The organism is Variovorax sp. YR750 (assembly GCF_900109805.1).
In the GTDB taxonomy this organism is placed as follows: domain Bacteria; phylum Pseudomonadota; class Gammaproteobacteria; order Burkholderiales; family Burkholderiaceae_C; genus Variovorax; species Variovorax gossypii.
Map to the genome: position 1 here is coordinate 288,193 of NZ_FOBJ01000011.1, position 23,108 is coordinate 311,300.

The following is a 23,108-nucleotide window of genomic DNA, read 5'->3' on the forward strand; positions in this document are numbered from 1 at the left end:
ATGTGGGCGACGGCGGTGCGTGGAAGAAAAGGCTCTGAAGCATGGGAGGCGGTTCCTCTTCGGGTTTCAGGTGGATGCACTTCCTTGCCGAACGGAATGCCGGAACCCGCAATGGCAGGCCGAAAAAACTGCCGATAGCTGTCGATGTCAGAGCCTGCACTCGGGCGCAGCCCGGTCCAGCAGGGACACGATGCGCCCGACCAATCGTTCGCTGTAGGCCGGCGCGGGGTGCAGCACGTCGGCCATCTCGGCGGGCTTGAAGGACACGGTGCCCCAGTCGGCGAACAGCGCGCCGGTCTCGCCGGCCACCCGGCGGGCGACGTCGTCGGCGGCGTCCCTGCCCGGGGCCGGATGCGTCTGCCGGCTGAGCCCGGTGATCACCGGCGTGCGCCCTTCGGCCTGGATGTGCGCGACCATGCGCCGCAGCGCCGGCTCGTAGGGCTGGCCGAACTGCCCGTCGTTGATGCCGTGCTGCAGCACCACGAAATGGGTGGTGAGCGGTGCCGTGGCGAACGCGGGCGCGCGCTGGACGGCGGTGGAGCCGGGCGCGCTGTTGTCGATCACCGTGTAGGCAGGGCGCAGGCGCCTGAGCATCGCCGCGGGCGGCTCTTCGAAGCGCTGGTTGTTGGCGTAGCTGCCGTAGAGGATCGAGTCGCCCTCGAGGGTGACGGTGCAGTCGCGCACGGTGGGGGGCGGGTCGTCGGGCGCTGTCGTGCTGGCGGGGGCGCTGCTCTTGCTGCTGCTGGGGCCGGGGCCGATGCTGCTGCGGCTGTCCCCGCAGGCGGGAACCAGCGCGCCGATCGCGAGGATGGCGAGCAGCGTGAGTGCGATGTCGGACAGCCGGACACAGGCTGCGCGGTGGCGTGCGGGAAGGATAACCAAGGCAATCTCCGGATGGCGCTTCTGGCAATTCAGAGGCTTTCATCCGGTTGCCGAACGAGATGCCGGAACCCGCAATGGCGGAGAAAAAAAGAAGGCCGGCTTCAGTCCTTCGACGCCGCGCAGGCCATCTGCAGCTGCTGGAGGTGCGAGCGGAAGGCGACCGCGTCGTGCCAGTCGTCCACCACGAAGCGGTGGTCGCGCGCGACGGGCGCGTTGGCGTCCCGGGCCAGGCTCACCCGGTAGCGCTCGTCCACGGAGAAGGCGATGCGCAGCGTCTCCAGCCGCAGCGAGGCCGTCTGCTCGCGCTCGCCGGGTGCCGTGGTCGCGAGCCTCAGCACGCAGGGCGTCGCGAGCGTCAGCTTCGCGTCCACGGTGCGCGCCTCATGCCGGAGCATGTCGTTGAGCGCGTGGATGTGCTCGGCGGCGCTCAGCGTGTGGGCGGCTGGCGCGTCCTTGGACGGGTAGCCGTCGGTGCATGCGCTCGCCGCGAGGGCGAGTGCAACGGGAGCGACGGCGGCAAACCAGCGCTGCCGCCGTGCGGTCGCGGTCGCCTTCACACGACCAGCGAAACGATGCCGGCCACGCCCGCGCAGGCGGCCACGCCGGCAAGCAGGCCGGCATCGCGATCGTTCGAGACGACGCGTTCGCGCCACGCCAGGTACAGCAGGAGAAGGCAGGTGCCGAAGGCGACCATGGTGATTTCGTTCATCGGGAGAAGAGCGGTTTCGCGTTGGGTTGAGTCGAAAGCCCGCGCCGGCCATGGTGGCCGCGCAGGACGAATGCGACGCGCAGGCCAGGTGGCCCGCGCGTCGCGGTCTTCGGGGACGTCGATGAGGGAGGTGAAGACGCGGGGCGTGCCCGCGTCGTCGCCGTCTAGACGGCGATGTCCGTGCGCGGCGGCTTCAGCGGAACCCGCGGCACGCGGGATGCAGGCGTGTGCACGTATTGCGGCGGCGCCGCGCCACGCCATGCGGCGTGATGCAGGGCTGCATTGCGCAGCCCGCAGATCTCGGAAAGATCGGGCGCCAGCTCGGTTGCGGGCGAGCGTTCCTCGAGCGTGGTCAACGGATGGGCCGGTGCTTCGCAGCCGGAGCCTTGCAGCGAATGAAGCCCGGCGACCATCGGGGCCACTGCCGCCTCATGCGACTTGGCCAGCGCGGCAAAGCTCTGGCAGCCCAGTGCGAGCACGAGCAGCAGAGACAGAAGCCAGCGGGGCATCGTCGGCAAGGAGGTCGGCGTGAGGAAAAAGAGAGAAGGCGGCGAAGCGTGTCGTTGCCGTCTTCAGCGCTTGGCGAATACGCCGTTCCACGCGAACACCGAGTTGGGTGCGTTCACGCGCAACGGCAGGGCCGCAGGGCTCGGCTGGGTTTCTCTCCGCTTCGGCGCCGGTTCGTGCTCGACGCGCACGCCCTTGGCCAGCTGGTCTTCGACCAGGCTCTGCAGCGTGACGGAGCCCAGGAATTCCATGACGTGGTGCTTGGCCGAGGCCCACAGCGCTTCCGTCGAATAGCAGCCCTTGCTGCCAGGCTCGTTCTTGCCGGAGGAGGTTTCGGTGTCGGTCAGGGGCTGGCCGTCGACCGAGGCGAGGATGTCCGCCACCGTGATTTCGGACGCCCTGCGCGTCAGCGTGTAGCCGCCGCCCGGTCCGCGTGTTGCCTTGATCAGCGCGTGCTGGCGCAGCTTGCTGAACAGCAGTTCGAGCGATGAGCGGGCAATGTGTTGGCGCTTGCTGATCGACGCCAGTGGCACGGGGCCGTCCTGTTCGCGCATCGCGACATCGATCATGGCCGTCAAGGCGAAGCCGCCCTTCGTCGTGAGACGCATGGAGTGTTCCTCGTTGTTGGGTTTTTGCAAACGATGGGGCATAGGTGTGCAAAAGGCCCCGAAAAGTTTCCGAGGCATGACAACGACGGTCTTTGAAACAGTTTGCAAAAGTGCCGGGCTCGCAGGTGCTCGCCTGGCTGGCGGCGGTTTTCCGGCGCTCTGTAAAGTGTCGGGCGACTCTTCGCATATTTCGCAATTTCGCTCCAACTCCGCTTCCTGCCTGCCTTGAACTCCATTTCTCCCGACCGCACCCTGGGAAGCACTAATAGAGTTCGCAACAAGTAAGCGCCTGTTTCCTCTCAGAGACTATGCAATCTTCCTCCTTGCCTGCGTCCGAAATAGTTCAAAAAACTCATCAAGGTCGGAGCCTGGGTCGAGCCGGCCACGAAATAGAGTTCAGAACGCCCCCATATGTGCCCGTACTACCGCTAGGAGGATTGATTTACAGCACAGTGGTCTTTGTAGGGCAGAGTATGAGCACGAAGTTCCACAATGCGGGCAGCACGAAGTTCCGCAATGCGTGCAACATGGTCTACGGATCGGCTGCCGCGCCCAAACACGCCAATATCTTGGGTCGTCTGTTGCAGGGTGCCGCAGATTGCATTGGGGGTGGAACATTGTCCTATCAGGACATGCTGATGAATCACTCTGCGGTGGGCTTCTATTCTCGATTGGTTCCGGCTTCAGTCGAGTTTGACTGGGCGCAGCGGATGGCGGGGGATTTGATGACCCGTAGGGCTTCCGCTGCTTATCCTTGTTTTCTGGTCAAGCTTCGTAGCCCGAGCATGAAGTACTGCCCAGTGTGTGCGAACTCAGATATGAAGAATACCGGATTTCCGGTTTGGCGGGTCATCCACCAACTGCCCTTCGTTGAGGTATGCAGCACTCATCGAGTCACGCTCGTGCATTCTTGCTCGCACTGCGGAGAGAGCCTTGATCAAGGCAGAAACTTCAGGCTTCCAGGACAGTCATGTTGCTCCTGTGGTGCGCGCCAAGCCCACTCCGTGAATCGCCAGCAAGCCATGTCGTCGCTCGTGATACTGAGTGAACTCTGCGAAAAGGTTTTCTCGGGAAGTCAGAAGTACTTGCGGCCTGAGAATTGGCTTCTCCTTGTCAAAGCTCTTCGAGCAAAGCATTCCATTGAAAAACTGACAACAGAAGTGCATCGCCGGCTGGAAAATCTTTACGGGAGGGATTCAAACGTTGCTCCCCCTCTCGCAGAGGCGATATCGAAGAGGTCCGTGGAGGCCCAGCTGACATTGCTTGCAAGACCACATGAGTTTCTCTCGCGAATTCTGGTAGGTGACCAGCTCGCAAGGATGGGGCTCGTTGACCGAACAGAAGTGGTGTTGCAGAGGCCGCGGACAGATGAATGCGCGCTTGAGATGAAGGCGGTGGAGCAGGGCATCCCGGCTGGGTACGTGGGTCTGCTGTTGAATGGCGTAAGTCCATCACGAATCTGCCAAGATCACGGTGCATCGCACGAACGGCTAGTGGCATTTCGAGCGTCGATCCCGCCCGGTTACCAGGTCAGTGAGAGGCTGGGCCAGTGGAAGGCGAATCGGCGCGAAGCGAAAAAACTTGGGCTGCAACTGGCGAAGCGACCGCAATATCGCGCGGTGCTCGATCAATTCGTGAAATTGAACCCCGGCTGCAGGCGACAGACGTTCAGTGCAGCACACCCATATGAGGCTGTCTGGCTGCGCACGAATGATCGTCCATATTTTGACGCTACCCTGCCTGCCGGATTTCGCTCGCATGGTAAGTCTGTACAAGAAAAGCGCGCGATCTATCGGGCCTTGATCCGTGAACTCCTGCGAGAAAATCCGCAGATCTCTCGCCGAGAGATTGCGCGGTCAAAATACCGCAGACTCTCGGATTTTCTTGGGCAACACGATAAGGCTTGGTTCGATGCAACAGTTCCATATCGCTCAATTGGAGTGAGTAAAGCGGTACCTTCCTGGTACGCAGGTCCATCTCCTTTTATTTGGCCTGATTCTTTACTGAAGCGGCGATATACCAGCATTGTCGAGAGGCGAAATTGCTGCAGAACGTACGTCTCCAAGTTGATCGAACTCAATCCTCAGTTAACGGTGGCAGAGGTCAAGAGAGCCGGATACAAGGCGACGGAGTTTCTAAGGTACGACAGCCCCGAATGGCTCGCCAAAAAGCTGGCGAATGTAAAAAAGCAGTCAAGCGATGGAAGCGGGTCGCAGTCGGAGCCGTCTGCTCTTCTTGAAGAATCAGCCGTCAAGCGGAAGGGACCGTTGCCGCGGTCGAAAGGAAGCTAGGCGCGAGGTGATCGCCTCGTATTCCCGCGGTGCATGGCTCTTGAGAAGCCGGAGATCTGCGGAAGATAGAGCAGCGGCAGATGAGATCGAAGGGTTCCGAAGGAATGAGCTGATAAGACGCTGAAGAGCATTCTCCACGCGTTCTTTCTGAAGTCGTTGCCGCCAACGTGCACGCATCTCAGGATCAGCTTCCAACCATCGCACAAGCTGATTCCTCGGTACTTGGAGGAGCCGCATCGCCTCTTCATAGGATGAGGCTGATTCGAGAACGCTCGAAACCTTGCTTGGAGTCTCGGGAATGGGAAGGGCCTCGTCAAAGAGTTCGACCTGCCCTGCGCGAACGATCGGCAAGGCGGACGCTGCATCGCAAAAAAATGCTCCGGCTTCGGCGGAAGTACTCCAATCTAACGCGGACCAAAGAAGCACCCAACGAACAGCATTGCTGCGCTTCTGACGCCAAAGCATTGGCGCTATCCATTCTCCTTCGGAGAACCTTGCAAGACCCGCTGGGGCTTGCCGGAGAAATGTCGACAGAGGATTCGAGCGAAACCACGCAAGGATTCGGTCATGGTGTACGCGTCGTGTGCTGTGAATCACGCCCATCGCCTGGAGTCGATTCAGGGTCGCTTGACGAATGCTCGTAATCTGCACCGATTCAAGCTGGGATGCCGTTTCGCCAACGGTTGAAAGGATTGAGGCCATTGCGGCACTCCCTGAGGGCAGGGGGGCAGATCGTTGCAACAGACACGATAGCGGCAATAGCCATCTCTTGTGCCGCCCCTCAATGTATGCAAGTGAGAAATCATGCCGGCTGCATCGCCAGGTCGTCGGGAACTGATGCGCGACATGCCAGTACGAGCGGCCCAGTTTTCTGAGGTCTTCTTCTATACAGGCTTCGCACCACTTGAGTGGATGCGCCACAGGCAATGTTCTTGAGGAGCTTTGAATCAGCCTGCGCGCATGAGTTGTCTTCCCGCCAAGCCAGAGGTCGGAGATCAGCGGGTATCTGCAAGGGGAAACAAATGGGAAGTAGTAGGCTGCAATGCTGTGCCTGCGCGCCACTTTCGATGCCGTGTCTGTTTCTGCCAATCGACATTCCACAAGCCACTGAATGGAGGCAGGGAGATCGTGCTGAAGAGTTCCGTGCAAAGTCCCTATGAGCGAAAGAGAGCTCCTCTGTGAACTGGAAGATGCGCTCATCGAATGAGCTGTAGCACAGAGACTGTAGAGCGTCTCGTCGTTCTCAATAGCCGGAAGATTCATCATGGATCTCGACGAGCTGCGACTTGCTATTTCTCTTCTGGTTTCTGACCCCGTGACTTGGCTCCTTTGTCGCGGGAGAATTGATCTTCGATTTTTCGCGCTTCATTCAACATCTTCTGTGTGACGCCCAGCATGCGCAGATCATCTGGCGAACACTGCCTTAGGATCTCGAGGTCTGCAGTGAGCTTGTTCCCCACTCGAGTGACTTCAGCTTTGTAGTTCCGAAGAAGCCTCTTAATCGCGGCGATCCCGTGCGCATTTGGGATGAAGATCTCTTGCTTCTGATCTTCGTTGGCTTTGGCCTTTCCACCCGCATTGCCATCCTCCGGCAGTGCAGGAACATCGATGTACTCAGATACGTCGCCGTCTTGAATGGCGAGGGCCAGTTTTTTGGCCCGGGTGAAGTTGGGAGAGCGGCTTCCAGCCTCGTAGTCTTCGCGGCTCAGTATCGCCGCGGTCCCTTTGCGGCGAAGACAGTTCTTCTGACTGGCGTCTTGAAGGAGGCCCAAGAGCCCTGGTAGACCGCTTGTGTACCCGAACTCGATCGTGTCGCGCTCCTCCGGTAAAACATCACAGTCATCGACGAGAGAGAACTGACGCATTCTGGGGGTGAGATCCTTCGCCCACCAGACCGTCTTGGGCGATGCCGCCGGAAGAAAATCATGTCGCCCGCCTACCTCGAACCGGCGTTGCACTTGAGAGTAAGCATCCAAGTTGGCAAATGCCAATGGGTTTCCCAGGAGCAGTATCGAGATCCCAAAGTTCATCAGCGAGAGATAGAAGAGAACAAACTGAATCTTCCATTGGCTGTCTTCGAAGTTCGCTTCCTGGTTCTCGTCGATGACGAGCAGCAAGACCCGATGATTGATGAGCACCTTGCAGACCGCCACCAGCAGTGAGTCGATGTTTGCCGAGCGGCTGTTATCTGACGAGTAGTCGGTTCCAATGAGCTGATCAACCTGATAGAGAATGCGCTTGAGCAAACCTCCCCGAGTTCCGTTCGAAGGGAAGTCGACATACAGATACATGATCTGTGTCAGCTTGATCCAGCCGCATACCTGTGACGGCCCATACTCCACGACAGGATTTGGCACGCAGACTTCGAGAACGCGCTTGGCCGTGAAGGATTTCATCGTGCCAGTCATCCCTTGCCAAATGCCCCCGGCGCCGTCCAACGAGGAGTAGATGCGCATCTGGGGCATGGTCTCGCTCACGAGGAGCTGATTGACCCGGACTTGGTTCTCCACCTTGGTAGGGTTCAGCATCATGCACGAACGTCGAATGAGTTCCTGAAGGCCATCGGCCGGTTCGAACATCGTTCGCACCGGGGCAAAGTGAAGGTTTCGGAATTTCAGCAGTGCGGTTCTTGCAGACAGAGGAACCTGACGCCAATCATGATTTTCCAGAGGGTAGTTTCGAAGGATGCGGCCCCAGGCGTCGAACTCGACATGTGGATTCATCACCTCGAAGAAGGGGTTGGGGCCGAAGGCTAGTTCAGGCCGGGCCCGAAGGTCGATAGTAATGTTCGTCACGTGGAAAACTCCTCCTGATTGAACGCGTCCATTGCGTCCGACGCCTCAGAGTTTAAGTATTCGAGTGGACCGGCTTCGCCTTTGGCTGTGTCGTTTGCCTCTGCGTCTGCTGGGAACGATGGGCTTTGATGAGATTGCTGATCCTGACGGCGTAGGAACTCCATCTCTTCCTTCATGTTTCGCGTCAGATTGGCCGAGTACGATTTTTTTGTGGGTGGGCGGGACAGTGCCTCGATCTCAGCGTTCTGCTCCTCACGAGCGTGATCGATAGTCGAAAGCCGATTGACGACGCGTTCCGCCGCGGCCTGCTCTTTTTCCCCGCGTTTGAGGTCATTCGAGAGCTCGTGCTTTTCCAAGAACTGAATCCAATCAATCAAAGGAATGTGCTTGAGTGAAGAGTCAGGAGATGCGTTCTTCAAGTGAATCATTCCGGTTTGCGTAGGTAGCCATGCCTCCGTCATGTTTGTCTCTGCCATTCGCAGCTTTGTAGGAATTGACTTGCCGCTCGACTTGACGGCCGATAGGAGGCCACTCGCCACGAGTTCAGGGCTGCTGAATCGCATCTTGGGGATCAGTCTCTTTCGGCCATTTACGAGCGCGACCAAATAGACCCCGTTCTTGCGTACGACGGCTTCGACTTCCGGCAACATGAAGGCTCGGAGCGATTCGATCGTATAAGGGACCTCTGCCGTTTGCCCATGTGCTCTCAGCCACTTGAATATGTTCAACCGAGTGGGAGAGATCTCCGGATTCTTCAGCAGCATCTCGACAGGTGCCAGCTCGATCGCTTCTTCGTTGTTGTAGTCGATGATCCAAAGAATCAGTTCGCGCAAATACTCTCGAAAATTGAAGAGGGCGTGTACTGCTGGATGATCCTTCCCGCGTTCCCGTCGTTTGCCGAACGTCGTGCCGGACAGACGGTGATCGAGTTGCAGCTGAACAGTGTGGTGATCGGACTCGATATTCCCTTTGCGAGCGCCGCTGTATGTGGGGGTGTATTCGATATCGATGCCGAACTGAACCTCGGCTTCCGTCGGTTTTTCTGCTTTCAACTCTCCGTTGTCGACCAGATAGTTTCTGCAGAGGAGAGCTGGAATTTGGTCTTCCTCTATGGTGATTCCAACGCGTGCAGCAATCGGAACCTTAGAGCTTGCTCCGACAAGAATTGTCTCGAGGCCCGTCGCAGGGGATGGACTCTCCCATCCTAAAAACCACCCGAATATGACGGTGCTTCGATTCTCCTTGAGGACCGATCTCGTCATGGGTGGGAGTTTCTTCAGGCGTGATTCGATCGAAGAGAGATAGTTATCGTTGGAGGTGCCATCAAAAATGCCAAGCTGACCAACAGACGAGGTCATGTCCTGAACGGATCCACCACGAGCGACGTTTTGCTCCTCCCATTTCTTGTCGCCCATGTAAATCTGCGTGGCTGACTTGTTCTTGTTGAGCTTCTTTCCCCAGCGCTCGAATTGTGCGTATGTAGGGCGTAGATGTATCGGGAAGAGCTTTGCGTATACGCTGCCATCCGGCCGTACCTCGTGAGCCGCCCAGTGAGAAGCCATCGTCACCAAGTAGGCGTCATGGGGAGGAATCTCGTGACAGACGAGGCGATAGCCCCATGCGAGTTTCTGTTTGTCACTTTCTTCGTCTTCCTCGGCATCAGCTCCTTTGTATCGATCGAGCGGATACCCTTTCACGGGAGTAAGTCCCGCTTTGTATAGCCGCGAGTGCCGCCCCAGTGCATTGTTCTGCGGTTTCGATTTCCCAGGATTGCCGCATCTGGGGTAGCCGGGCATCAGCGCGTTTCGTCGGCTGCCACCCGCCCAAAATCGATGAAGTAGGGCGTACACCTGCGACGTGGCGCATCCCGTCTCCGCAGCTCTGATTCGAATTCTCTCCGGTAGCGACTCATCGCTGATCATCTCGGCGAAAGTTCGAATCCTTCCGCTTCCATCGATTCTGAGTAAGGGGGAGATGATGTCGTACCGCTTGTCGCGATGCTTTATGTACGCCTCGACTCGAGCTCGGTCCTTGGGGTTTTTCATCTGTGCCAGGAGGTCGGCATCAGACACGATCTCCTCCTTGACCCTGAGAACTATTGCGGTTCGATTAGATCCTTCAAAGAGGCTGCTCAAAAGCTTCAATGATTTCTCTTGAGGCTTCTTTACATAGCTACGCATCTTGTTCGAGTGCTCTTTTTGGGGGCGATTGCGAGGGCATTCGATGTACCAGACGGTGTCTGTTGTCTTGTTGAAACCGAGAATTCGGCAAGGACCACCGAAGAAGCTTGATCCCTTAACGTCATCGACCAAGGCAAGCGGTGCAAACGGCAAGTCGTAGATGTCGCTCATTGCCGCTCCTTGCACCAGCGTTCGAAGAGGTTCGAACGTAGCTCGAGGCCACCACGAATGAGTGGCTGGTACAGCTCGAGTGGCACCGAGATGTCGTGATCGATGTCTTGAAACCATATCGCGGCACGCAATGCGCGAAGCACTTCGGCAGGGTTCCAGCTATTGGCCTTTGCCACCTCTTCGCCAGCTGTTGACGCAGGCATCTGGTACGCCCAGCGCAAGCAATGATTGACGGTGTGCCGATACAGTGAGCTCGACTTGAGAGCCTCGATCTGCTGTTGCGTCAGCCGAGGATCAAGCGCCCCCAAGTTTTTCTGCAGGTGGAGCCCGATGAGCTCCGGGTGCGTCAAAACATACTTGCATTGAACTGCCCCGCAATACGATCGCATCAACTCGAGCTTGGCGAGCAGGCGACTGGATGGGCGGGCGCTCTTGACCTGTTCTTCGGGCTTGCAGTCGTGTCCGATCAGCTCGAACTCTCCGCTCTCGTGCCTCCAGGTAGAGAGGATGTCGATGGTGTAGATATAGGGAACATCTGAGCCGACGTATCTCCACAGCTTGATGGCTCTCGCTCGTGCAATTTCAAGCGTGCCTGGTACTTCTATGTCGGAAGAGAACCCCGGGAGCCCACACAAGGGGTGTTCATGCGCCCATGGCCACATCGGGTACTGGTCGCGTGCATCGTATGCACCTAGCCACTTGAGTAGATGGATCAGCCATCTTTCTCCTGAGCTTCTGTAGTGGTGGGTATGTCCGAACGCAGCGCTCCTGTGATGACCCATGTTGGCCTTGTCAGACCAATCTTTTTTGGTCACCCTCAAAAATGGCAGGTAGTCATACAAGTGACCTTGTCCATAGCCTGCCTTGATCAGGGCGTACAGCTTCGTCCATGTCATTCGCCCAGTTTGCGGGGGAGGGCGCCGCGAAGAAGTGACAAACTTCTCCGGCCGAAAACCGAGTACGCGCTGGTTCATGGATTGGATCTCCCCCGCGATGGCGACAGATCGTTGAGCTCCAGCGAAGTTTGAGCACAGAGGGCGCAGTAACAGAGGCACGTTCGATTGCCCGTCAATGCTCGCGCGTGACTGGCAGTAGCGTCACAAACACCTGATGCGCACCCTAGATTCGCGCGGCAGTCACTCGCCTTCGAGGCGCTCGAATACGCCGTAGTGCGTCGTCGGTGCGCCGGTAAACAGGTCTTGGAAAAGAGGTGAAGTTCGATCCGCTCCCGCTGAGAAAGCGAGGAGGAAACTGATGCGCCTGGGTGCCGGGGACTTTCCATGATCTCTCCTGGTTTCCGTCGATGTTCGACAGGGCGTGACGTGCCTTGACGCCACCTAGTCCCAGGGAGATACTGTCGTCAGGGTGGTCCAAAACCTTAGACATCTATCTATGGGGTGTCGGCGGGCGCCGGCTTTTCGAAAGAGGGGTCGGCGTTTTGCTTTTCTGGGGATAGTTCTCCTCAGGCGGCGACTTCAGTTGCGAGTCCCGCCAAATACGCTGCCAAGTCCGAAGTCGAAACAAAGGCCTTTCGACGTCCAGGCGGCCTGATCAATCTAAGTGGAAGGCGTTTGCGCTGGATGGCTCGATTGAACGAGTCCAGCGTGGGGAAACTCAATGTTTTCCAAGCATCGTCCGCTGAGACCAGTGGTCCATACTTTGCGAAGAGAAGCTCGAACGTACGCTGCTCGACGGTAGCGTCGGTCTGTGCGCGTTGTACTGTCGAAGTCCCGGACCGGGACGGACTAGCAACTGCTGAGGGTGGCTGAGTGCTCACGAGAACATTATGTTTGTGAAGTCACTTAAAAGTCAAGAAATTGTTCCGTAAGTCATTGTCGTTATTGGATATTTCCTTCGTGCCGTACTATTTTACGGAGAAATTAACATCGCAGAAAAATGCGAAAAAATCAGATGTACCAGTTTTCTTCTTGCACACAAAGAGCCGCGATCTCGTTCAGCTACGGAGGTGGGTAATCAAATCCAGCACTTCTAGAAAGGCCGGAATCATCGTCGGCCAGTTGCATGCTTGCTGTGTCTACAGCTAAGATGGTTTGGTGTAGCTCACTTTGGAATCTACAAAGTCCCATGTCAGGCCTCTCTTTCACGACTGCCATGCGTGCCAGCATCGACGCAGGCGTGGCTATGCACGTGGTGATTACCTCGGGATGTTCAGGCCGGTCGGCGAACCGAATAGCGATAGTGGCATCGCCTCTGCTCGCCCTCGTTCACCAGTCTTAAGGAGCTGACGTTTGGCTCCCTTTAGGAGCTCCGAATGTTCAGTCGAAACCGCTTCCTTCTTCTCTCTCCTAGGCGCACAGCGCCCACATTTGCGTTTCTTGGCGAGTCGCACATCGACCTGAAGCCGTTGATCATCGCGATCAAACGCGTCGGAAGTCCATCTGTCGTGTCTGACGCATTCACTTCCTCTTCGAGACTGTCGGCTCTGAGCGATCGACGATCTGCGTCTTCGTGTCCTCCATGTCGGTGGCAAAGCGTGGAGCCCCAGGCTATCGATCCCGACATCGTGAGTGTTCTGCGGAAGAAAGAGGGCTAGTGGCGTGAAGCTGCTCATCCTTTCGGACCTGCATCTCAAGTTCGGGACCTTTCTCGTTCCGAAGGCCGACTACGACGTCGTGATCCTCGCCGGGGACATCTCCGTGCCCGGCTCCAAGGCGTTGCGGTGGGCTCGCCGGAGCGAGAACTTCGGAGAGACGGTTCCCATCCTGTTCGTGCCTGGCAACCACGAGTTCTATCAGGGCGTCCTGCAGACCTCACTCAAGGAGATGGCGCTCACCGCGAAGGCGTGCAATGTGCACCTTCTGGCGCAAGGTGATGTTGTGATCGCTGGCGTCCGGTTCCTGGGCTGCACGCTGTGGACCGACTTCGAGCTACCGATCCAGACCAAAGCTGGGGGGCAAGTCGACGTCGAGCGCGCCATGAAGGCGGCCAAGGTCCATCTCAACGACTACTCATTGATTCGGTGGGCAGAGGCGCCGGCGCCTTCCGATGCGTCGACGGCAACCAAGCCAAGGAAGCGACGCCTGACACCGGAAGACACGCGCGCGCTCCACCAAAGTGATCGTGCCTGGCTGGCCCGGAAGCTGGCGGAGCCCTTTGACGGTCCGACGGTGGTTGTGACCCACCATGCGCCGCACCGAAACTCGCTCGCACCGCACTATCAGTCCGACTGGCTGTCCCCAGCCTTCGTGAGCGAGCTTCCAGACGCCTTCTTCAAAGTACCCTCACTTTGGGTCCACGGCCACCTCCACGAGAGCTACGACTATCCGGTAGGCAATTGCCGGGTCGTGTGTAACCCCAGGGGCTACATGCGGCATGGGCGTGACATGGAGAACAAGCGATTCAACCCGGGGTTGGTGGTCAATCTATGAAGGGCCTCAATGCTCCTGACAGGAACGAGACCTTGATCGCGGCAGCCCAGGGGGGCGAACTCATCGCTTTCCTCAGTGACAGCACGGGCGGCTACCAGATTCTGTCGCCGGTGAAGTTCATCGAGATGATGGGTCTGGATATCGCTTCATTCGCCAGGGATGCACACGTCCACCAAAGCACGGTCATTCACGCTCCGGCAGCGCAGAGCATCCAGTCGCATCTCCGCGTGAGCCTGCAAGTGCTGGTAGCCGTGGCCACGGCCTCAGAAGGCGACCTCCAGGACGCCATCTTCCGCTACAGGAACGAGCCGCTCGCCCCGTTCGACTACAAGACAGCCGAGTCGCTGGTGGCCGAGGGGCGAGCCGCTGATGTACTAAATCTCCTGGAGTCCTTCCAGGCCGGGTTCGTTGGATGACTCCCCTGCGCAACTCCTGCACTGCTGACTCCAGAAAACTGCTGTTCCTGGATATCGACGGCGTACTTCATCCCGTCGGGAAGGATTACTCGTTCAGCAGTAGGCCCTTCAGCCATTTGCCACTGCTGGAGGAGTTGCTTCGGGAGTTCAGGTCTGTCGACGTCGTCATCTCGTCGGATTGGCGGCTGGCAGAAAACGTCGAGCAACTGCAGCGGTATTTCAGCGACGACATCCGGCACCGGATCATTGGAGCCACGCCGCAGATCAGCCCCGATGCGATCGTCGACTGCCGGCGCCAACTGGAGATCCAGGCCTGGCTCGACGGGAACGGGTGCAGTGCAACAGAGTGGGTCGCACTGGACGATTGGCCCCTGAGCTTTGACGTGGGCTTCGAGCGACTCGTGCTCACTGATCCTGCGCGGGCATTCGATCAGGACAGCTTCCAGGAGCTGCGCTCGCACTTCGTTCGGTTCGCGGCTGCTCAATGCTCTGTCGCCACTTCGACGCACATGAAATGAAGCCGCTCATCTCATCGGATCTCCAAGTGCAATCCGAGCACCAACAGTCGCAGCCCAAGCTCATGTTCTTCGGCGACCCGCACGGCGAGCTTGAGCCGGTGATCGCCGCGGTCAAGCAATTCCGGCCCGAGGCGATCGTGCTGCTGGGCGACATCCAGGCGCGCCAACCCCTGCACGTCGAGTTGGGGCCGATCCTCGGTCTCACCGAGGTCTGGTTCATTCACGGGAACCATGACACCGATAGCGTCGAAGATTTCGAAAATCTGTTTGGATCACAGATCGCCGACCGAAATCTGCATGGGCGCATCGTTGAGATCGCCGGATACAAGATCGCAGGGCTGGGCGGCATCTTCCGCAGCAAGATCTGGGATCCGCGACGGCCGATCGAAGAAGCGGCGTTCCTGTCGAGCGATGCCATGCGCCGAACCATGAAACGTGAGGAGCGGTGGCGCGACGGCATTTCCCGCAAGCACCGATCCTCCATCTTTCCGCGCGACTACCAGCATCTGCTACGCAGCGGCTCCGCGGACATCCTGGTGACGCACGAGGCGCCGGCAGCGCACCCGCACGGCTGGCAGGCGATTGACGAGATCGCCGAGACGCTCGGCGTTCAACTGCTTCTCCACGGTCATCATCACCAGAACATCGACTATCTGGCCGACGGGTTGATGTCCGCCGCGGCACCGTTCCGAGCCTTCGGGCTCGACATGGGCTCGCACCTGGCGTGGCCACATATTCCTGTAGAAGAAGCTGAATCGGAAGGCATTTCACAGGACTTGCTTGACCTCGCCGCCCAGGCGTTCGGCGAAGCGGCTCAAGCCTGGCTGAACAGACCGCACGAGTTGCTGGACGGCCAGACGCCTGCAGCGTTCTCCGCCAAAGGCGGCTCGGAAAAGATGCAACGAATGCTCATCGCCATCCAACACGGCGGCGTCGTATGAGGACTGATGGGGCAGATTGAGAGGCCTAGCATGATCCTGTTCCTCGACTTCGACGGTGTGCTGCATCCCGAAGGGGAAGACCACATCCTCAAAGGCGGTGTCGACTTCTGCTTCCTGCCGCAGCTTGAAGCGCTGCTGCGCGAGTTCCCGCGCGTGAAGATCGTGATCAGTTCGTCCTGGCGCGACCAGCTTCTCTACAAGACCCTGCTGAAGCCGTTCTCCAGCGACATCCGAGCCCGGATTCTTGGCGCCACACCTCATTCGGGTTTCGGCCTGCCGCCACCGTACGGAAAGCGCGAAGGAGAGATCCTCGCCTGGCTCCAGATCCACGATGCAATTGATGAGCCCTGGGTCGCGCTCGACGACGCCTATTGGCAGTTCGATCACTGCAAGGACCACTTGGTGACGTGCGGCTCGTTCACCGGATTTGACGACAAGGCCAGTGCCGAGCTTCGCGCGCGCTTTGAAGGAGTATCCCGATGAAACTACTGGTTCTTTCCGACCTCCACCTCGAGTTTGCGCCGTTCGAACCGACGCCCGATCTTGAGTTCGATGTCGTCATCCTCGCCGGCGACATTCATTCGCCGGCCAAGCGTGCTGTCCAGTGGGCAGCGGATCGTTTTCGCGGCAAGCCTGTCATCTATGTGATCGGGAACCACGAATGCTTCGATGGCCAGATCGAAACGACGCTGGCAGAAGCGCGCCATGAAGCCGAAGGAACCAATGTCCATCTGCTCGATGGTGACGAGTTGGTGATCGACGGCGTGCGCTTCCTCGGCGCGACACTGTGGACAGACTTCGAGCTCGCCATCGAGACGCCCGAAGGACTGGTCAGCGACGTAGCGCGTGCCATGAAGATGGCGACCAATCTGCTGAACGACTACACGTTGATCCGCGCACCCGACGAGTCGGCGGAACCCGGTACCTGGCGCTACAAGCAAGGAAGAAAGCTTCAAGCGGAGGACACGCTTCGGATTCATCAGGCGCAACGCGCCTGGCTGCAGGCGAAGCTCGTGGCACCGTTTGCAGGACCGACGATGGTCGTGACACACCATGCCCCCCACCGTGGCTCGCTTTCACAGCGCCATGCGGATGACTGGGCATCGGGCGCCTTCGTCAGCGAGCTTCCGGAGTCTTTCTTTGATGTACCTGTGCTCTGGGTACATGGACACACGCATCAGCAGTTCGATTATCGGACCCGTTCGTGTCGAGTTGTCTGCAATCCGCGCGGCTACATGAACTGGAGCGGGAGGATCGAGAACAAGGCGTTCGATCCGGGATTGGTCATCGATGTAAAAGTTCTTGCCCACAGGGGTGGCTAGAGCTCTTTCGAAACATTCGTCTATCGAAGTGGCCCCGCTTGATTCATACGCACCATGAGACCATGACATGCGCTACCGCATCCGAAGGAGAGTGATCCACGCAATGAGGGCGCCAAGCAGCGCACCTGGCAGGATCAGTATCCAGAAATTGTGGCCGCATACCAATGAATCAGAAATGCCAGGTAGAGAGCAAGCGACCGTTGGAAGCAGCCATCCTCCGACGAAGAAGACACCGATCACCAAGAAGATTTTGAGCAAGTATTTCATGATCAAAGAGGCGGCCGGAACTATTGCCTTGAGACTAGTTGGATGTAGGAGGAAGCGTAGTGCAAGGGCAGCTTGCCTGAAGGCACCGGATAATTTCCTTGCTCCTAGCGATGGCATCGGCCTGCTCAGCATCAGTCGGATTGGCATCTCCATTGATGTGTTCTCTAGACGGTATCCCGCCACCCCAAATTTGCCAGTTCTTGTGTCTGCGTGCCGCTGCATCCTGGGCGGCATGCAAGGCTCGGCCCAGCCCCTGCATGGTGCAACTAGCGAGTTGCTGATCAATAAAGTCCTCGTATCTTTTCTTGCACTCGTCAGTGCTCCAACCCCTTGCGCACATCGCGTGCCCGTGCGAGTTGTCCGGGCTTTGTGAACCATCGGTCCAGTCAGCACCTGTGGAGAAGCCTGCAGCACGCCATACGACTCGCTCGCTGTACCCCATCTGCTGCATCGCAGTGCTAATGAAATAGGTATGCCATGGTCCAAGGAATAGTCCAAACGGGTCGGTAAACTTCAGAGCGATGGCTGCCACATAGATACGTCGATTCGGGCCACCCGCAAGCCCGATTGGATCGTTCTGAAGGTACGACCCGATTCGGGCGTCATAGCTTCGAAAATAGTTGTAGAACAGCCTTGACTCTTTATCCGCATACTGCCCCGGATACCTTAGGTTGAATTGCACCTCCGAGATGCTGGTGGCCCCCGGGGCTCGGCGTGACCTCGTGATTCGCGAAACGGTTCCTTGCGATCGTGGGCTGATCTTCCCCAAAAGCGCTGTAGCCCCATTGCCAGACCGCCTGGCCATTGGCGTTGGTGAGCTTCCTGGGGGTGTTCAGGTGATCGCTGTGGATGGCATAGGTGTCACCATCGATGACCGCCGCAATCGGCATCGGCCCGTTGCCCGTCGGCAGGTAGATGTACTGGCTCTGCCCCGCCCCCGCTGCTGCCCACCTCCGCAATCAGCGTGCCCTGCTCGTCATAGACGTAGGCGTAGCCCAACTGCTCAGCCTGCGTGGTGCTCGGGCTCCACAGCTTCGTAAAGAACGCGATCAGGCTGGCCATGAAACCAGGGTCCGTCTCGTCGCCCTGGCTCGGCGGGTACAGCGGCTCCGTCTTGAACACCCGCTGTCCCAGCGCGTTATGCGCATAGCGCGTGGTGGGGCTGACGTCGTCTGCCCTGCGCCGATGTCGCCGAGGCCCGCCGGCCTCGGCGACAGAGGTTACTGGGAGGGACTGCTTGCTTCCTCGGCCTGCTCGCGATGCATCGCTTCGGCGCTTGTCTTCCACAGCGACACCACGATACCGCCTGCTATCAGCACGAAAGTCACGGTGAGCGAGATCACGGGTGGGATCTTGCCGATCAACCCCACAAGGAAGATCTTGCTGCCGATGAACACGAGCACTAGGGCCAGCGCGTACTTGAGGTACTTGAAGCGATGGATCATGGCCGCCAGCGCGAAGTACAGCGCCCGCAGGCCCAGGATGGCAAAGATGTTGCTCGTGTAGACGATGAACGGATCGTTCGTGATCGCAAAGATGGCGGGTACCGAGTCCACGGCAAAGACAAGATCCACAAACTCGATCAGGACCAGCGCCAGGAACAGCGGCGTGGCAAACCGCTCAATCCGGCCGCTGCCGGCGTCGGTCTCGCGCACCCAGAACGCGTTGCCGCGCAGGCCATCGGTCACGCGCATGTGCCGCTTGAGGAGCTTGAGCAGCGGGTTGCTGGCGATGTCCGGCACATGGTCTGCGATCACCCACATCTTAATGCCGGTGAAAACCAGAAAGATACCGAACAGGTAGAGCAGCCAGCTGAACTGGCTCACCAGGCTGGCGCCCAGCGCGATCATGATCGCGCGCAGCACGATCACGCCCAGGATGCCCCAGAACAGCACGCGGTGCTGGTATTGCCGGGGGATGGCGAAGAAAGTGAAGATCAGCGCGATGACGAACACGTTGTCCATCGAGAGCGACTTCTCGATCAGGAAGCCGGTGTAGTAGTCCATGCCGCTTTGCGCGCCCAGGTACCACCACACCCATGCGCCGAACAGCAGCGCCGCGCTGATGTAGCCGGCCGACAGCACAAGGCTCTCGCGCACGCCGATCTCGCGGTCGTCCTTGTGCAGCACGCCCAGGTCGAACGCCAGCAAGGCGACGACGATGCCGATGAATGCCAGCCATATCCAGGCCGGTTTGCCCAAAAAGTCCGTCAGCAGGAATGGAACGAGTGCGTCCATGGTGTTGGTTCTTGTCGTGGAGGTGTTGAAAATGGGTGACGGCGCATGGCGCCGCACGTGTCATGCCGCATCCGACCTGCGGCTGTACAGGCCCTGATGCGTCATCGCAGCGTCATTGCGGCGTTGTTGCAGCTCACCGGGCAACGGTGATGCCGGGTGCGCCGGAGCCGGCCCCGCGACGCTTGAGAAAAGCGATCAGGGCATGGGCGCCAACGGCCAAGGCCACGAGCACCGCGGTGCCCAGGCCCCACACCCCCCAGGCCAGCACCGTGATTGCGCCGGACAGGGCGGGCACGGCGTCGAGGACGGCCTGAAGCATCGAGCTCGCCGACGCGATCATGGTGGCGAGTTCCTGCGCCAGCCCGGGCGGCGTCCAGGCCCTGAGCCAGTCGGGGACCAGGATCGCGCCCGCGGCGGGCGCGCCGCTGCCCAGAGCGCCTGCGTTGACGACCGCCCAGGCCACTGCCGCATGCGTGCCCCAGCAGGCCAGCGACCACAAGGCCAGGAGCACGGACGAGAGAAACCAGCTGATTGCGTAAAACATGGGTGTCGTTCCTTCAAAATGGCAGGCGCCCAGTATGGAGATCGGGCATCGTGATAGACACCAGCTTTCTTCGAACTTAGTATTCGGTTTTTCCGAACCAAGGTGCGTGTTGAACTACCGTCATCTCCACTACTTCTGGATGGTTGCCAAGGAGGGCGGCTTTGCCCGCGCCGCAGATCGCCTGGAAATGGCGGTACAGACCATCAGCGCGCAGGTGCGCGATCTGGAGAAGGCCCTGGGTCACCAACTGCTCAAGCCCTCGGGCCGCGGCGTGGCGCTGACTGAAGCGGGCCTCGCGGCGTATGCGCGGGCCGAAGAAATCTTCCAGCTCGGGCAAGGCATTGCCGAGGAGGTGCGCCAGGTGGCCAGCGCCAAGGTCGCGCGGCTGTCGGTGGGGTTGTCCGACGGCATCTCCAAGCTGGCGGCGCATGCGCTGCTGGAGCCGGTGCTTGCCACGCCGCACCTTCGCCTGGTGTGCCACGAGGGCGAGTTCGATGAACTGCTGTCCGAGCTGGCCCTGCATCAGCTGGATGTGGTGCTCGCCGGGCAGGCGGCCCCGCGCAACCCGAACCAGCGCCTGACCAGCGAACGCATCGCCCGCTCCAGATTGCAGTGGTACGGACCAGCCTCACTGGTCAGGAAGCAGGTGCGCGAGCGGTTTCCTCAGTCGCTGCAGGATCTTCCCGTGCTGCTACCCACGTTTCATTCGCCGCTGCGATCCACGCTGGACAACTGGTTCCAGGATCTCGGCCTGCGGCCCCGCGTCGTAGGAGAGTTCGAGGACAGCGCCCTGCTGGCGGTGTTTGCGGCCCGCGGGCTCGGGGTGTTTCCGGTCAGCCAGCTGGGCGCCCAGGATGTCGGGTTGATGCGGGGGCTGCGCCTGCTGGGAGACTGTCCCAACATCGGCGAGGAAGTGCATGCCATCTGGTCGCGCCGCGGGCAACATCACCCGCTGGTGCGCCAGATGGTCGCCTGCGCGCACGAGGCAGGCGCTGTCTAGCCCGCGCCTGGGTTCCGCACGGTCGCGGGGATGGCGGCTCAGGGCTGCGTTGGCGCTTCGCCGATGTACCAGTGCTTCAGCGCCGATCGCATGATCCACGTCTCCGAGGCTGCAAGGTGGCGGTCCGCCGTTGCGGCCGCGTCGGCGAAGCGAAGCACCTTGTGCTGCAGTCCTGGATCGCTCACCTCTTCCAGCAGTGCGGCCAGTGTGGCCTCGTCGATGCTGCCGGTCAGCAGGCGGCGCGCGTGCATGCCCATCAGCAGGTCTTCGCACAGGGTGTGCAGCACCCGGGCGAAGTCGCCCGGTGCAAGACCCAGTTCGCGCTCGATGTTCTGCCCGTGCAGGGCATCCATCTCCGAGTGGCTGACGTGGCCGTCCGAGATCAGCAGCAGCGCGACGATCCGGGCCGCCGCTTCGGGGCTGTTTGTGGGGTAGGTACGCATCATTTTTTCCTTTGGGTGTTGTTAAGGGAGGAAGGGGAAAGGCTCACGCCGGTCGCGCCGTAAGGGCGCAAGAAGTTTGCGCGGTGGGGTCAGTCGCGGCCGGGGTGGCGGCGTTGCGGGCGTTCGTGGCACACGGATTCGATGCGAGCAAGAACCGGCGCCGGTACGCGCGACACGCTGCGGTCTTGCAGTACCTGCCTGAACAGCTGCAAAGCTCTGGCGCAAGAAGAGGTGAGCAATTCGGCCACAAGTGGCAATAACTTCATGTGGGATCTCCTGATGGTCGGGGTGACCTCGAATGTGGGGCCGAGAGAGCGGCACAAGAAGCAGTTTTTCTCGATGTGGAAGTTAGAAAAAATATGCTGTGTCTGGTCGAGTGAGCGAGCTATGGTGCGGACTTCAACGAAGGGGAACGCTGATGTAGATTTTTTTCAAGAGCCGTGATCCCGCAGCGTCCGGGATACGGGAAGCCGTCGAGCGCCGCGTACGCTTTGTTCTTCGGCGCCGGAGTGCGCTGGTGCCGCGTGCCGATATCCGGCTGGCCGACGTGAACGGCCCCCAGGGGCGGGGTGGACAAGCACTGCCAGGTCGAGCTGCGCATGGATGGCGCGGGCGCAGTGGTTGTGTCGTCGGTGGCCAGGGATTGGCGCACGGCGCTCGACATGGCGCTGGCACGCGCACTGCGGCACGCGCAGCGTGCATGGCCTTGCGAGATCCAATGAGCGAACCACTCTGCTCAGACGCCATGCTTCGGTCATTGGTGGCGCGTGCCGACCGAGCGGCGGCTAGCCTTCTCGGACGCTACGCCCTGCGAGTTCAGTTCGCCGCCACGCAGTTCAAGTCGGCGCAGGCACTGGAGGAAGACGTCGATATCCGCCGCATCGATACCGTCGAGGAGATCGACGTTGAGACGCGCGATGCGAGGAAACAAATCAGCGAAGAGTTGCTGGCCCGAAGGGCTCAAGCGCACACGCACTTCGCGACCGTCCTCGGCATCCTGCTGTCGCTCTACCAGCTTTTTCTCGAAAAGGCTCTGCAGGCCACGCGAACTGCTCACGCGGTCCAGATGCAGACGCTCGGCGAGCTCGGAGGACGTGACCTCCCCAATCTGCGCGAGCATGCCGATCATTCCCCACTCGCGACGCGTGATGCCGAAACCGCCTTCGACCATGCGGGTCACCATGCAGCTGCTCTCGCGCGCTGCGCGCCATAACCGGTACAGCAGCAGGTTTTCCAGTGAACTGGGGGCGCGCAACGCAGCCGCATTGGGGAATGCTTGCATACAAATTAGAAGGTTGTGATCGCACCGATTCGCAGGCGGATGATTGAGTAGGTCGACTATTGCCTAGCGCACGATCTACGGTTCAGCGATGTCTCGTGAAGAGCCATGGCCTGAGCCGCTGTGCGTGGCCCTGATGGAGGTACGCAGGAGGATTGCCCAGCGTGTTGGCCCCTAGAGTGCATCGCATGCGATCAGCATACTTTTCACCTGCAGAGGTTGGCGGGCACGGGCCGAGGCGTCACTGGCGTCGGCGGTCAAAGTACTGGATTTGCGGGCCAAAGCAAGCTGGGCATGCCGCATGCGGCGACCTGCGACGACGCGCCGTTCGGCGGCATCCGAACGGCAGCGGCACCCATTCAAAGATGCCGTCTTGAATCACACCAGCAAGCTCTTCGCCACGTACGAGACATTGCGGCAGGTGGACCGACGGCGCCATGTATATCTCGACGAAGAGCTTCGCATGGCGACCGTGTCCGTCGGAGGCGAGGGAGATGCCCGCTCAGGACTTGATGAACGCCAGCAGGTCGGCGTTGAACTTGTCCTTGTGCGTGTCGGTCAGGCCGTGCGGCGCGCCGGGGTAGACGATCAGCTTGTTGTTCTTCACCA

The 23,108-nt window shown here is 59.6% G+C and carries 26 protein-coding genes and 1 pseudogene; 9 read left to right on the forward strand and 18 right to left on the reverse strand.

The genetic code is table 11. The features are described from left to right. Positions 1 to 147: 147 nt before the first annotated feature. The 5 genes from BMY35_RS23105 to BMY35_RS23120 form a co-directional block, all read right to left on the reverse strand. Complete coding sequence (locus tag BMY35_RS23105) at positions 148 to 882, reverse strand: SGNH/GDSL hydrolase family protein (protein ID WP_093204213.1); 735 nt, start codon at positions 880 to 882, stop codon at positions 148 to 150. Between the two features lie 101 nt (positions 883 to 983). Then, complete coding sequence (locus BMY35_RS23110; protein WP_093204216.1) at positions 984 to 1,439, reverse strand: hypothetical protein; 456 nt, start codon at positions 1,437 to 1,439, stop codon at positions 984 to 986. Beyond that, the gene (locus BMY35_RS38345; RefSeq protein WP_176947464.1) at positions 1,436 to 1,591 is read right to left on the reverse strand and encodes a hypothetical protein; all 156 of its coding nucleotides are present in this window, start codon (positions 1,589 to 1,591) and stop codon (positions 1,436 to 1,438) included. Before BMY35_RS38345 ends, BMY35_RS23110 begins: the two co-directional genes overlap by 4 nt. Before the next feature lie 164 nt (positions 1,592 to 1,755). Continuing rightward, positions 1,756 to 2,100: a hypothetical protein gene (locus tag BMY35_RS23115; protein ID WP_093204218.1), complete on the reverse strand. Its 345-nt coding sequence runs from the start codon at positions 2,098 to 2,100 to the stop codon at positions 1,756 to 1,758. Positions 2,101 to 2,163: 63 nt separating this feature from the next. Then, on the reverse strand, positions 2,164 to 2,706 hold the full coding sequence (locus BMY35_RS23120) for an Rrf2 family transcriptional regulator (RefSeq protein ID WP_093204221.1): 543 nt from the start codon (positions 2,704 to 2,706) through the stop codon (positions 2,164 to 2,166). Between the two features lie 473 nt (positions 2,707 to 3,179). Between BMY35_RS23120 and BMY35_RS23125 the strand changes: the two genes are divergently transcribed. After that, complete coding sequence (locus tag BMY35_RS23125; RefSeq protein ID WP_177213681.1) at positions 3,180 to 4,997, forward strand: TniQ family protein; 1,818 nt, start codon at positions 3,180 to 3,182, stop codon at positions 4,995 to 4,997. On the opposite strand, the gene BMY35_RS39120 is transcribed toward BMY35_RS23125, so the two are convergent. From BMY35_RS39120 to BMY35_RS23140, 4 genes are read right to left on the reverse strand one after another with little or no spacing between them, the layout of a single operon-like run. After that, entirely contained in the window at positions 4,950 to 6,263 is a 1,314-nt protein-coding gene (locus tag BMY35_RS39120; protein ID WP_143080717.1) for a TniQ family protein, read from the reverse strand. The two genes, BMY35_RS23125 and BMY35_RS39120, sit on opposite strands and share 48 nt — an antisense overlap. A gap of 23 nt (positions 6,264 to 6,286) precedes the next feature. Further along, positions 6,287 to 7,792, reverse strand: a complete 1,506-nt coding sequence (locus BMY35_RS23130; RefSeq protein ID WP_143080718.1) for a TniB family NTP-binding protein — start codon at positions 7,790 to 7,792, stop codon at positions 6,287 to 6,289. Further along, a complete protein-coding gene (locus tag BMY35_RS37805) occupies positions 7,789 to 10,143 on the reverse strand; it encodes a hypothetical protein (RefSeq protein ID WP_143080719.1) in 2,355 nt (784 codons plus the stop codon). Before BMY35_RS37805 ends, BMY35_RS23130 begins: the two co-directional genes overlap by 4 nt. Continuing rightward, positions 10,140 to 11,117 (reverse strand): PDDEXK family nuclease, encoded by a 978-nt coding sequence (locus tag BMY35_RS23140; protein WP_143080720.1) that lies wholly within the window; start codon positions 11,115 to 11,117, stop codon positions 10,140 to 10,142. The genes BMY35_RS37805 and BMY35_RS23140 overlap by 4 nt, the downstream gene beginning before the upstream one ends. 1,584 nt (positions 11,118 to 12,701) lie before the next feature. Here BMY35_RS23140 and BMY35_RS23145 point away from each other — a divergent pair. From BMY35_RS23145 to BMY35_RS23170, 6 genes are read left to right on the forward strand one after another with little or no spacing between them, the layout of a single operon-like run. Continuing rightward, entirely contained in the window at positions 12,702 to 13,532 is an 831-nt protein-coding gene (locus BMY35_RS23145) for a metallophosphoesterase (RefSeq protein WP_093204234.1), read from the forward strand. Between the two features lie 32 nt (positions 13,533 to 13,564). Beyond that, on the forward strand, positions 13,565 to 13,948 hold the full coding sequence (locus BMY35_RS23150; protein WP_256229308.1) for a DUF2384 domain-containing protein: 384 nt from the start codon (positions 13,565 to 13,567) through the stop codon (positions 13,946 to 13,948). Further along, positions 13,945 to 14,466: an HAD domain-containing protein gene (locus BMY35_RS23155; protein ID WP_093204236.1), complete on the forward strand. Its 522-nt coding sequence runs from the start codon at positions 13,945 to 13,947 to the stop codon at positions 14,464 to 14,466. The genes BMY35_RS23150 and BMY35_RS23155 overlap by 4 nt, the downstream gene beginning before the upstream one ends. Next, a complete protein-coding gene (locus tag BMY35_RS23160; protein WP_093204239.1) occupies positions 14,463 to 15,407 on the forward strand; it encodes a metallophosphoesterase in 945 nt (314 codons plus the stop codon). The genes BMY35_RS23155 and BMY35_RS23160 overlap by 4 nt, the downstream gene beginning before the upstream one ends. A 30-nt stretch (positions 15,408 to 15,437) precedes the next feature. Next, the gene (locus BMY35_RS23165; protein WP_093204307.1) at positions 15,438 to 15,890 is read left to right on the forward strand and encodes an HAD domain-containing protein; all 453 of its coding nucleotides are present in this window, start codon (positions 15,438 to 15,440) and stop codon (positions 15,888 to 15,890) included. Next, entirely contained in the window at positions 15,887 to 16,729 is an 843-nt protein-coding gene (locus BMY35_RS23170) for a metallophosphoesterase (RefSeq protein ID WP_093204241.1), read from the forward strand. Before BMY35_RS23165 ends, BMY35_RS23170 begins: the two co-directional genes overlap by 4 nt. Positions 16,730 to 17,030: 301 nt before the next feature. Here the strand turns inward: BMY35_RS23170 and BMY35_RS23180 are convergent, their stop codons facing one another. From BMY35_RS23180 to BMY35_RS23195, 5 genes are all read right to left on the reverse strand, one after another. Further along, on the reverse strand, positions 17,031 to 17,678 hold the full coding sequence (locus BMY35_RS23180; protein ID WP_371287186.1) for an RHS repeat-associated core domain-containing protein: 648 nt from the start codon (positions 17,676 to 17,678) through the stop codon (positions 17,031 to 17,033). After that, a complete protein-coding gene (locus tag BMY35_RS39125; protein WP_143080721.1) occupies positions 17,638 to 17,886 on the reverse strand; it encodes an RHS domain-containing protein in 249 nt (82 codons plus the stop codon). The genes BMY35_RS23180 and BMY35_RS39125 overlap by 41 nt, the downstream gene beginning before the upstream one ends. Next, positions 17,858 to 18,058 (reverse strand): hypothetical protein, encoded by a 201-nt coding sequence (locus BMY35_RS37810; protein WP_157632168.1) that lies wholly within the window; start codon positions 18,056 to 18,058, stop codon positions 17,858 to 17,860. The genes BMY35_RS39125 and BMY35_RS37810 overlap by 29 nt, the downstream gene beginning before the upstream one ends. A gap of 158 nt (positions 18,059 to 18,216) precedes the next feature. Next, on the reverse strand, positions 18,217 to 19,233 hold the full coding sequence (locus BMY35_RS23190; RefSeq protein ID WP_007831533.1) for a TerC family protein: 1,017 nt from the start codon (positions 19,231 to 19,233) through the stop codon (positions 18,217 to 18,219). A gap of 133 nt (positions 19,234 to 19,366) precedes the next feature. Continuing rightward, positions 19,367 to 19,777, reverse strand: coding sequence for a hypothetical protein (locus BMY35_RS23195; RefSeq protein ID WP_007831534.1), 411 nt, complete (start codon positions 19,775 to 19,777; stop codon positions 19,367 to 19,369). 106 nt (positions 19,778 to 19,883) lie between these two features. Between BMY35_RS23195 and BMY35_RS23200 the strand changes: the two genes are divergently transcribed. After that, on the forward strand, positions 19,884 to 20,777 hold the full coding sequence (locus tag BMY35_RS23200; RefSeq protein WP_093204249.1) for a LysR substrate-binding domain-containing protein: 894 nt from the start codon (positions 19,884 to 19,886) through the stop codon (positions 20,775 to 20,777). Between the two features lie 38 nt (positions 20,778 to 20,815). Here the strand turns inward: BMY35_RS23200 and BMY35_RS23205 are convergent, their stop codons facing one another. After that, positions 20,816 to 21,220, reverse strand: coding sequence for a tellurite resistance TerB family protein (locus BMY35_RS23205; protein WP_007831536.1), 405 nt, complete (start codon positions 21,218 to 21,220; stop codon positions 20,816 to 20,818). A gap of 89 nt (positions 21,221 to 21,309) precedes the next feature. Continuing rightward, positions 21,310 to 21,486: a hypothetical protein gene (locus BMY35_RS38550; RefSeq protein WP_218153005.1), complete on the reverse strand. Its 177-nt coding sequence runs from the start codon at positions 21,484 to 21,486 to the stop codon at positions 21,310 to 21,312. A gap of 303 nt (positions 21,487 to 21,789) precedes the next feature. Here BMY35_RS38550 and BMY35_RS38820 point away from each other — a divergent pair, with 303 nt between their 5' ends. Then, the gene (locus tag BMY35_RS38820) at positions 21,790 to 21,942 is read left to right on the forward strand and encodes a hypothetical protein (protein WP_237726061.1); all 153 of its coding nucleotides are present in this window, start codon (positions 21,790 to 21,792) and stop codon (positions 21,940 to 21,942) included. 32 nt (positions 21,943 to 21,974) lie between these two features. On the opposite strand, the gene BMY35_RS23215 is transcribed toward BMY35_RS38820, so the two are convergent. After that, positions 21,975 to 22,502, reverse strand: a complete 528-nt coding sequence (locus tag BMY35_RS23215; RefSeq protein ID WP_093204252.1) for a MarR family winged helix-turn-helix transcriptional regulator — start codon at positions 22,500 to 22,502, stop codon at positions 21,975 to 21,977. A 499-nt stretch (positions 22,503 to 23,001) separates the two neighbouring features. Then, a pseudogene (locus BMY35_RS38825) lies at positions 23,002 to 23,108 on the reverse strand (alpha/beta hydrolase); the annotation flags it as partial.